We start from the raw sequence: 11424 nt of genomic DNA, 5'->3' as shown, positions 1-11424 counted from the left end.
TCTCTACCCAAAACCAAATTTTGAGATCATTTCGATATATATTAATCTAAGCCACCCTGAGCCGATGGGAAGTGTTCAAACCACCCTCGGTATATGGCGGCAAGAAAAAACACTGCCTCTATGCATTCAATACGGATAGGTCCATGAACCTTACTTTTCCGCGTCTTTTTGAAAGCTTAAATTATTGCCGGGATTCCACAACGATCCTGATCGATTTAAAATCGAAAGCATACCCCATCCAAGCGCAAGATCACTGGCTCTATGGTAAAAGAAGCTTAAGATATTTCACTCCCACTGTGGAGCAAACTGCGGTAGACCATCGCAAAAACCATAAAACAATCCGAGCTTTTGTCTCCCTGATCCAAAACTTCGTAGGAGAACACAAACATTCCCCCGAGATTGTAGAGTTAATCCGATCCCTTCGGCATCTGAGAGAAGAGAACTTGCCCCTCACGGCTAAAAAGGTCCGTTCGGCCTACCGTGTCTGCGTCGCTGCGAAACTGACCGACTACAGGAAAATCGCAGCGCTGGGCAGGGACACTGACAGAATCATCTCCTCCTCGGACGATCAGGGCGGGCGCTTCAAAGTTCACAACGTCGGCCTTGAGTGGTTCAACGATGCTGTGTACGAAGAGAATAAACAGGCAACTACCGATTTGAAAGAGATACTGACCAAAGAGTGGGGCGCCAAAAGACTTAAAAGGGCGGAAGAGAGAAGAGGCATTGACCTCGATGCCCGAATACGCGATGGCACAACACTCCGCGTCTCCGATATCAATCAACTCATGCTGGGGCTTGCAGATTACTACTTCGAAGACTTAAGCAAGTGCTGGAAAACTCTGCAGACCATACGGGAGGATGCGAGCAAGGTCGCCGAACTTCCGGGAAGGACGCTGAGAAGACTGTGCAAAGAGTGGGCAATCGACCCTTCAAACACCCATGAGATTTCTGAGCAGGCCAAAGCGCGGCTACAGGCGGTTTCATTTAACAAAATCGACAAAGAAACCTTTGCGCTTCTGCAGAGGGTTGTGCTTTTGGATGCCGAGGAGTTGGAGCTTGCCATGCACGGCAGGTGGCTTGAGGGGGTGGTCGACGGTTTGCAAACGCACATGAGCGCCTACTTCATTCGCAACATCGACCTCGAAGATCAGGAACGTCTTCAAATGTACCACACCATCCTGACCGCCCATGAGAGGATGGATGAAGAGCAGTTTGAACCCTTTTTCGATGAAATCTTGACAAAAGGGCTAGTCAAAAAAGACATTCAGGAAGGAATGCTAATCCCCGCTCCCTGGAAAGACCCCATTGAAGACAAGAGCTCGCACCGCTTCTACGCTATTTTGAAGAAAATGCGGACCGGGATGGCAAAACTCGGTTATTTTCTCACTGGCGCAGGACCAGTCAGGCAGAAAGATATTTTAATGTATCGAAGCACAGCCTCGGCGCCCTCGTCAATTGATTCGCTGACAACACTCATCACGGATCTGTTCCCTTTTGATCCTCCCGCCTATTTTTGGCGCTACGCAGGAGACGAAGCCGAGAAGCGCATTTTAAACCACTCCCGAACAAAACCCTTACGCATCATTGGCCACAGCTTGGGAGGAAGCCATGCGCAGTTGCTTTTGCTCAATCAGATAGCAAAAAAAGAGCTGGGATTCGAGCATAATCTTCCGGTCAAGAACTACGAAATCGTCACATTCGACTCCCCCAAAATCAAGCTTCAGTGCGTGGAGGTTTTCGCGGAGTGGCTTCAATCAGAATCGGCGTCGAATCTGCTGCGCCGGATCTCGATTACACACTACACGTCCAAACACGATCCGGTGCCTTTTGCCGGAGAGGCGCTTCTTGGCGCACAAGCGGATGAAACGAAGTTAAAAGAACTGAAGGTTGTCAAATTAACCCCTAAGGTAACCGACCACCCGATGCTGAGCTACCATCCGCACGGCAGGCATTTTTTCAGAACCCGCCTAAACTCTGATTTCGTGGAAGAAGCAGTCGACATCGATACAACAACTTGTAGAAAATGGCACATCATCGAGGTTGTCCGACGCATCGTCGGCTTCATCCTCTTCCCTATTCTGTGGCTCTACAATGAAATTAAAAATCTGATCTTTGGCATCGGCCACCACCTTGACGCGGAAATCTCGAAAGTGTGGGAAAAATTCTATCCTCAGGAAGCTCTACCGGGGACAACTGTATAGCAACGCTTTACCGTTCATTCTATGACGAAAGCGACCACACATGCCTACGACCCACGAAAAGAGCGCACGTCTTTAATATATATTTCAAATTACAAACAAGCTGATCAACATTAAAGAAATAACGCCCCATTTCCTCTTCATCTTTTAAACAAAAAGTGTTTTCACAAATTTCCATTCGCCAACTCTCGATAAATATGCTAACATCCGGATTTTAAAACGGTCATGACTTAAGGAGGCAGAGATGGCAAAACCTCTCATCTCGAAAAGGAAAGCGGACGCCCTGGCAAACGGAGTGTTTTTTATTGGTTTGGGTATCTTGCTCTACACAAACATGTGGTGGCCCTGGATACTGATAGCCGTCTGGGTGTTTCTATCGCTGCGTCAGTTCCTCACCGGCAGGCATTGGGATTTCATCCTCTCCACAGTTCTGCTGATCGGCCTGTTTTTAATCAGTTACTTCCACATCGACTGGTCCCTTTTAGCGCCTATTCTCTTTGTCGTTGGTGGGCTCTATATCATGTTCAAGGAGTTTTTCTACGCTGATGACGGAAGCGATGACGAGAAGGTGAAGGAGGGAAAAAGTGACAGCGACGACGCGTGAGGCTGCTAAAACTTTAATCCATGTCGGATTTCGACGCGGATCCCATGCCGAAGAAATTCTGCTACTGCTTAGACAACTCTCCCCAGCAGAATTCCGTTGGTTTGAAGATCGGTCCGGAGTTGAGACAGCAACTGACGTCTCTGCCAAGACAAAAGAAGAGGCGATTGAAAACGCTCGCAAGGTCTTTAAGCTAGCCTCTTTCAGGACCCTGAAATGCGGGTTTCGTTACACCCTTCCCGAAAGAGACGAGCACGGAATGAACGCTCTCTTTTTTCAGATGAAAGCATCTCTCCTAAGTCCTAATGGCATCTATTTCGATGAAGAAATGGGCCACAACTGTTTTGTGCAGAATATGTCGCTCGAAGCGAAAAAGCTGCTCACTCAATTAAATAAAGAAAACCGCCTCTAAATACACTGTCCAAAATACAGTGATCAATATCTTGGTTCCTAACCGATGACATCATCTGCACAAGACGCACAGCAACACGCACCAAGGCTAGAGCACCACCTTGACAGCCAGGCTCCCCCGAAGGAATCTGACATCCTCTTCCGAATCGGTCATTATCAGGTCCTGAGCACTATTGGGAAAGGGGGAATGGGGGTTGTATATCTAGCCTACGATCCAAGCTGCGGAAGACGTATTGCGATCAAAAAAATCCGAAAGGACCTGCAGGATATCAAGCAAATCCATGCCAGGTTTTTGAAAGAAGCAACGATTGCCTCGCAACTGACCCACCCGTCTATTATCCCGATCTATTCGATCTACTCTGATGGGAAAGACATCTACTACACGATGCCCTACATCCAGGGAGAGACGTTAAAGGAAATCCTGAAAAAGGCGCGCCTGAAAAAAAACGTCAGCCACAAAAACCGGGAGGGCTCCGTCTCTTCAATACCTTCCCTGATTCGCGTTCTGATCAGCATAGCGCAAGCGATCGCGTACGCTCACTCTCATCAGGTTCTGCACAGAGATATAAAGCCAGAAAACATCATTATCGGACATTTTGGCGAAGTCATGATTCTGGATTGGGGACTCGCCACCATTATTGGGAAAGCGACTGAAGACCTGACGGAGAAAACCGTGGCCGACAGGGCTCCAGGAATCACCAAAGCAGGTAAAGTTGCAGGAACAATAAACTACATGGCTCCGGAAAGGGCCATAGGAAAGCACTCCTCTCAGGAAACGGACATCTACTCTCTGGGAGTCATCCTCTATCAGATGCTGACCTTGAAGCTGCCCTTCAGACGCACCTCTCTTAAGGAATACAAAGAGAAGATGCAATATGAGATCATCATCGATCCCCAAGAGGCCGCACCTTATAGGGATATCCCGCGCCTACTTTCCCGGATAGCACTTAAATGCCTCGAGAAGAACCCAAGAAAACGCTATCAGAAAGTCGACGAGCTGATCCATGACCTGGAAAACTACATAGAGGGTAGAGCGGAGTGGACCCTCAGCGCATCGCTAAATACCAAGAACAGGGATGACTGGGAGTTTCAAGAGAATGTCTTTCTTGCCGAACATGTCGCCGTCACAACAGCAGCGGAAGTATCTGATTGGATGAATCTGATGATTTCCAAAACCTCCTTTGCCGGCAACGTGCGCGTTGAAGCTGAGGTGCGACTTGGATCATCAAGCCACGGAATCGGATTCTTGCTTTCTGTGCCGGAGCCCTCTGAGCGCCGCCACTTGAACGATGGCTTCTGCCTATGGCTGGGATCTGTTCTCAACAGGTCGACAAAGCTTTTGCGTTCCACGGTTGAAGTCATCCATGCGACAGACATCATCCTCAAGCGTCACCTCTGGTACAAGCTGAGGATCGACAAAATCGATCATAACATCCATTTCTACTTAAACGACAAGCTCCTTTTAAGCTATATCGGTCATATTCCGCTCGTGGGTACGCATATCGGAATCGTCTCAAGAGATGCCGAATACGACATTAAAAACCTCTTCGTTTATACTTCTGGCCAAAACGTCATGGTTACATGCCTTGCCGTCCCCGATGCGTTTTTAGCCCACAAACAATACCAAAGTGCTCTCGCTGAGTATCGCCGCATCGGTTACTCCTTTCCGGGAAGACAAGAGGGAAGGGAGGCCATGTTCCGCGCTGGAATCACCCTGCTTGAGGAAGCTAAAAGCACCGTGCCGGAGATGCGGGAGATAACATTTGACTTAAGCCTTCGTGAATTCGAGAAACTGCACGACACTCCTGGAGCACCCCTGGAGTACCTTGGAAAAGCTTTAGTATATCAAACCCTTGACGACAACGATGAAGAGATCAAATGCTTTGAACTCGCCTTTAGAAGGTATTCCGGCCACCCTCTGCTTCCTGTCTTAAATGAGCAGCTGATCTACCGTATGCACGAAGCTTCCCGCTACCAGAGGAAAGCCACATACGAATTCATCTTACTGACCTTGAGATTCGTTCCCAATATCCTGAAGAACAACAATGCCCTCAAGCTTTTCCACAGCCTTGAAAAACATTGGGAGCCCCTCCAATACACTCTCCCGCTCCCCAAAAAAATCGATACGGCCGTCTGGACGCTCAACTTCTCCTCGCTGATCGCTTTTTGGCTTGGCAAAGATCATATCCTCGAAGAAATAGCTAAAGAAGCCGGAGCTAAACAACCGGCTTCCCCGCCGCAGCTCTTGTTCAACACCTGCATATTGATGCTGTGCAACGGTAACTACACGTCCTTAAAATCCCTGCTGGAATCGTATCCTGCTTCACATGACAGGGATCTCTGTCTTAAGGCGGCAACCCTGATGGAGAAGGGTGCATTCTCTCAGGTAATGAAATTGATCGACCTAAAAAGTGCCAGAAGATTGACGCGCTCTTTGAGAATCGGACTGATAGCGCTCGACAAATTGCTTCTTATGGAAGAGAACGACCTTGTCATCGAAGAGTGCGATGCCATTCTGCGCGAGTGTCGATGGCAAGATGCCATCTTGCTTGATGAAAGAAAGATCTGGGCCCTTTTACAGAAAAAAAGCTACCGCGAAGCGGGGGAAGTCTTCAAAAAATACCCCCTGGATTACCTGGGAAAAGAGGAGTGTCCCCTCTTTAGCTTGTATGGCTGCTGGCTTAGCGCTGTGGAAGAAGAGGAAATAGCTTATATCCATTTTTCAGGGACATTGGAACACCCCTTCCCCAAATCATGGACACTTCTCGGGCATTACTTGGGAGAGAGAAAAACGGATCAGGATATTTGGCTATCACGCGCCTTCTCGTATGAGAAAAAACAGCTGTATCGCCAACTTGCCCTCTACTATCGTTGCACCGATGATACGATCCGGGAACAAAAGTACCTCTCTCTCTACAGGCAAGCGGAGGGGTAGGGGTGGCATCACCTGTACCGCAAGCTAAGATTTCAACGCCAAGAGTCCCCTGCGTCGTAACTGATCCAATCTCTTGCGCCTGGCTAAATGGGGATCGGGTAGATAGCCTATTTGATCCATAAGACACCGTATCTCTCGTGCCATAAAGTCGAAACGAGCGCCGTCCATTACCGAAATGAAGCCATGCTTCAAATGGTTCATGAGCCCGAGCATTCCCTTCTCCTTCAGCTTAAGTAAAAGAGCGGGCAAGTAGACGATACCGGACTCCCAGAATTCATGCTGGGTCAAGGACTTGGCGACACGTTTACCCTTTTCGAAGATCCAGGTTGTTCGTGAAGCGCCCATCGGCAAGTGAAAAAATGTCATGACGGCAGTTTGCCAGGTCACCGGAAGAAGCTTGATCATACTGAAAATATGGGCCACAAAACTGGTGGGTTCAGTATCTAGGAGGTGGATTTTAAACATTTCAGGGACCTGATCATGCCCCATAACTTGAGTCAAAAGATCGTGCACCCATTTGGCGCAGTTATCCGACTCAATTTGATACACAAAGTTCAACTCCATGCCTTTAACCATGTCTTTCCTGATCAGATCCATCATGCGCTCCGCCTGCGCTTCGTTCATGACAAAGGGTTGGTAGGCTCTCGCACGGTGCAGATAGAAAATATTTTCGTCCGGAAAGGAAATAGTAGCATGCAGGTTGTGGCAGAACATGGACATGGCCTCTAAGAAAGAGGAGGGAAACACGGTCGCGAATTTTCCGAAATCCACAATGTTGTAATTTCCGTCGCCCATTGGAATCGCCAGTTCAAGGAATGCGTGAGTATTTTCGTAATCCAAAGTCTTCGTAAGCGATGTCGCAGTCGCTGCCGCACACCACTGACCGTCTTTTAGCTCGACCTCATACCGCTCTTCGGCCTCCCTCCTGGAAATGATTTCAAAAGTAGGAAGCAGCAGCCACCACTTGGGATGGGAAATGTTAATCAAATCATAATCTTGTCTCAGAGGATTCCAGCGTCCCCATTTGTGGACGTTCCAGTTAGTGACACCTTCCGCCAGATACTCCAGGTCGCCGACACGCACATTCTTGTTACGAAAAATCTCAAAAGCTTCCCCTACTGTAAGAGTGAAGTTCGAAGCGAGCTCTACGCGCGTGTCGTCTTCAAGGACATTGACGGCCTTTCCATCGAAGGGCATGGTAACGATTTTTTGAAGCAGGCCATCGGGACGGCGTTTAAATTCGATTTTCAACTTACTTCCCAAGCGTCCTATGCGGCTTGCGAGATTGCAGTCAATCAGCCTTTGGGCCAGCTTAGGAAACTCTATGTAGACGGCAGGATCGACTTTGTCCCGTATGGAAAAACGAGCCCACTCGTTAAAAAGCTCCTCCTCCTCAAGCATTAAGTCTACATACAAGGGGTAGCAGCTTGTTGTCTGGATGGCCATCAAATCGCTTGGGTCTAAATTCTGGCTCTCGATGGACTTCTCAAGCTTTTTCCACTCCGACACCCTTACCCGGAGCCTGTTGCAAAGCTTCAAGGAGACCAAAGAGTTACGTCTTTTTAATCGGTAAGTCAAGCCGATCGCCGCTCGTTTAAGACTCACAAAACTTCTCTTCATGTCCTCATCCGAAGGATCGTTTTCCTGGACCCAAGTTTTCACTTGGGCCAAAAGGTCATGAAAGCTCTCCGTCACGGAAGCGCTTGATGTTTCGGCAAATAGAAGAGGCTCCTTCTCCGAGAGCGCAAGTTCTCTCTCGAGAGATACGATAGTGGATCGAATTTGTTTTTTTGAGGGGAGAAAGAGGGTCGAGTAGCCCGCAACGAGACGCTTAAAAAAAACGTTCTCTTTCCACGGGGGAAAGTTTTTCCACACTTTTCCCCACGCCTCTGTCACGTTATCCAGCAAAGCATTGAATCTCATAGCATGCCCCCTGTGATCCCCTCTTAGCTTTATTATACAGTAAAATTAAAATTTACACCCGTAAAACAAGCGCATTTTCTCGGGCGAAAACGGCAATATTTTCCCCTCTACAAGTACTCCTGGATAGAAGCACAATTAATGCCAAAATGTAAGACATTGTAAAACTGTGATTTAAGAGTCAATTTCAGTCATCTCTCCCCATTCGATTATCGATAATTTGGGAGCTGTTAAAATTTGCGGAATGAAGGTATAGTGTGTACCGAAAGTATCTTGAAATTTGGGATTACAGCTTTGAGCTTACTCCGGGATTGAAAGGTCGCCAGTCACCTCATGCTTCTAATATTAGGTGACTTGCAATCTTTCAATCGTGGGAGGCTTTCTCTTTGCTAAAAAATACATTTCGAGACACCTTCGGTGTAAAATCGCAAACGTCATTTCCGCTTATTTAACACAATTACAGCTCCAGAGGACTACATGACTGCAGATCAAGGGCTTAACGAAAACGAAATCCCTAAAGCCTACTCAGCCAAAGATGTAGAGCAAAAATGGCTTGAATTTTGGCATGACAACAATCTTTTCAGGGCGTCGGCCGACTCCGCCAAGCCTGCTTATACCGTCAGCATCCCCCCGCCCAACGTGACAGGTTCCCTCCATATGGGACACGCGCTTGGTGTCACGCTGCAAGACACGCTAGTGCGCTGGAAAAGGATGCTTGGGTATGAAGCGCTTTACGTCCCGGGCACAGACCATGCCGGCATAGCCACTCAGACGGCCATCGAACGACATCTGATCAAAACGCAGGGTAAAACGCGCAAAGAGTTTTCACGCGAGGATTTTTTAAAATATGTGTTTAGCTGGAAAGACGAGTATGAAGCGAGGATTCTAAACCAGCTGAAAAAAGTGGGCGCGTCTCTGGATTTTTCACGTTTGCGCTTTACCATGGACGAAGGCTGCTCGAAAGCTGTCCGCACAATTTTCAAAAAAATGTATGACGATGGACTGATCTACCGCGGCGACTACCTGGTCAACTGGGATCCGGTGACGCAGACAGCCATTGCCGATGATGAAGTCGAGTATGAAGACCGCTCTTCTTTCCTCTGGCATTTCAAATACCCCATGGAAGACGGAAGTGGATTTGTTGAAATCGCGACAACCAGGCCTGAAACGATGCTCGGTGACGTCGCAATCGCCGTCAGCCCCAAAGACGAGCGCTACAAGGCAATGGTGGGTAAAAGGGCACTCCTTCCATTCTTAAACCGCCCGCTGCCGATTGTCAACGACAGGCGCATCGACCCCGAATTCGGAACGGGGATGGTCAAGATCACGCCGGCACACGATCCAAACGACTACCAGATCGGCCTGGATCTTAATCTACCGATGATCAACATCATGACACCTGATGGGCGCATCAATGAAAATGGCGGCTCGTTTCAGGGAATGACGATGGCCGAAGCCAGGGCAGCGATTATCCGGGAGATGAAAGCGCTCGGACTTCTGATCAAAGAAGAGCCTCATAACCATCGCGTGGGGGTTTCCTATCGCTCCAAAGCCGTCATCGAACCTTATCTTTCCAAGCAGTGGTTCGTCCGCATGAGCGGCTTCAAAGACGAGCTCAGGGCAGCTGTTGAGACCAAGGAGGTCAGACTAATCCCCGATAATTGGGCTAACACCTACTTCCACTGGATTGATAACTTAAGAGACTGGTGCATCAGCAGGCAGCTATGGTGGGGCCATCGCATCCCGGTGTGGTATCACAAAAACGACCCTGACAAGGTCATATGCCATGATGGCGAGGGCGTTCCTGAAGAAGTCATGAAGGCTCCCGACGAGTGGATCCAGGAAGAAGATGTGCTAGACACCTGGTTCTCCTCCGGTCTTTGGCCCTTTTCCATCCTGGGCTGGCCTGAAAAAACTCAGGATCTAAAAAAATTCTATCCCAATTCGGTGCTCCTCACAGGTCACGACATCCTCTTTTTCTGGGTTGCGCGTATGATTCTCATGGGCAAGTACGCAATGGATAAATTTCCCTTCCCGGAGGTTGTCCTGCATGGCCTGATCTATGGAAAATCCTATTGGAGAAACAATCCTGAAGGTGGAATCACCTACTGTAACGACCTCGAGCGCGTCGACTTTGACATGGGCAAACCCCTACCTAAAGAGGTGCAGAGCAAATGGGAGAAGATGTCCAAGACCAAAGGAAATGTGATCGATCCTCTCGAGATCATCGAACTCTATGGCACAGACGCGATGCGTATGGCTTTAGCATCCAGCGCCACACAGTCGCGAGAGATCGACTTGGATCGCAGGCGCTTTGAGGAGTTCAAAAATTTTGCCAATAAAGTGTGGAATGGCGCGCGGTTTGTTTTCATGAATCTTGGAGGGGAGAACCCTCTTACGAAGGAGGAGTTCCAAAAGGGGCTTGACGAGTCGCTCCTTTCTCTGGAAGATCGTTGGATACTATCCACGCTAAGCCGCACTGTCGCCGAGGTCAACAACAAGCTTGAGAACTACCTCTTCGACCAAGCGGCCCTGCAAGCTTATGACTTCTTCTGGCAAGAATTCTGCTCCTATTTCGTAGAGATCGCCAAACCCTTCCTCTTCGGTAAGCAAGGAACGCAGCAGCAGAGAAAGAACAAGCAAAAACTGCTCGCTATCGTCCTTTGCCAGTCGATCAGGCTTCTGCATCCGATGGCCCCTTTCATCACGGAAGAGCTTTTCCAGCTGCTGAAAGGCAAGATCGGCGGCGGCGACGTGACTGAAGGGATCGATCCCTACACCAAAGACGCCCTGCAAGCTCTTCAGGCAAAGGCTGCAGCCGTCGCTCCATACCCGAGCGTTTTGAGGAAAGAGGATCAAAGTAAAGAGATCGATCTTGCCTTCGACTTGGTCGGCAAAGTTGTTTACTCCATCAGGAACTTACGCGGTGAAATGCAGGTTCCGCCGGGCGAAGAGACCGAAGTCCATATCATCGGACACCCCTCAGACAGTGCGATGGAATCGATTCAACAAAACGACACCATCATCAAAGCGTTAGTCAAGGTCAAGAGCGTTAATTTCCACACTGAGGAGCCCAAACTCAACTTCTCCTCTCATCAGACAGTGGAAGGGTTGAAGATCATGATACCGCTTCCCCAGACCCTGATCAAACAGGAGAAGGCACGCCTAGCCAAAGAGGAAAACAGGCTGCAGTATCAACTTGATAAGTTAAGCAAGCAGCTCTCCAGCGAAGAGTTTGTCGCTAAAGCTCCTCAAGAGCTCGTCGCAAAACAGCGGGGAGATATGGAAAAGGCTGATAGGGATCTGGCTGAAGTGCGCCGGAAGATTGTGGAAATAGACAACTGCCTCGCTTAAGATAC

At 48.7% G+C, this 11424-nt stretch carries 6 protein-coding genes; 5 read left to right on the top strand and 1 reads right to left on the bottom strand.

The window, feature by feature from the left end:
- The first annotated feature begins 143 nt into the window (after positions 1-143).
- The 4 genes from ELAC_RS03595 (at position 144) to pknD (ending at position 6145) form a co-directional block, all read left to right on the top strand.
- Positions 144-2201 (top strand): lipase family protein, encoded by a 2058-nt coding sequence (locus ELAC_RS03595; RefSeq protein ID WP_098037913.1) that lies wholly within the window; start codon positions 144-146, stop codon positions 2199-2201.
- Positions 2202-2442: 241 nt separating this feature from the next.
- On the top strand, positions 2443-2802 hold the full coding sequence (locus ELAC_RS03590) for a CHASE2 domain-containing protein (RefSeq protein WP_098037912.1): 360 nt from the start codon (positions 2443-2445) through the stop codon (positions 2800-2802).
- Complete coding sequence (locus tag ELAC_RS03585) at positions 2783-3211, top strand: hypothetical protein (RefSeq protein ID WP_098037911.1); 429 nt, start codon at positions 2783-2785, stop codon at positions 3209-3211. Before ELAC_RS03590 ends, ELAC_RS03585 begins: the two co-directional genes overlap by 20 nt.
- A gap of 45 nt (positions 3212-3256) precedes the next feature.
- Entirely contained in the window at positions 3257-6145 is a 2889-nt protein-coding gene (gene pknD / locus ELAC_RS03580) for a serine/threonine-protein kinase PknD (RefSeq protein WP_098037910.1), read from the top strand.
- A 24-nt stretch (positions 6146-6169) separates the two neighbouring features.
- Here pknD and ELAC_RS03575 read toward each other — a convergent pair whose 3' ends face one another.
- A complete protein-coding gene (locus ELAC_RS03575) occupies positions 6170-8068 on the bottom strand; it encodes a hypothetical protein (protein ID WP_098037909.1) in 1899 nt (632 codons plus the stop codon).
- A gap of 474 nt (positions 8069-8542) precedes the next feature.
- On the opposite strand from ELAC_RS03575, the gene ELAC_RS03570 reads away from it, so the two are divergent.
- Positions 8543-11419 carry a valine--tRNA ligase gene (locus tag ELAC_RS03570; RefSeq protein WP_098037908.1) on the top strand — a complete coding sequence of 959 codons (2877 nt, stop codon included), beginning with the start codon at positions 8543-8545 and terminating at the stop codon, positions 11417-11419.
- The last annotated feature ends 5 nt before the right edge of the window (positions 11420-11424 follow it).

Origin of the sequence: Estrella lausannensis (assembly GCF_900000175.1) — a bacterium.
Classification (GTDB): domain Bacteria; phylum Chlamydiota; class Chlamydiia; order Chlamydiales; family Criblamydiaceae; genus Estrella; species Estrella lausannensis.
This window is presented reverse-complemented; position numbering and strand designations above follow the sequence as displayed.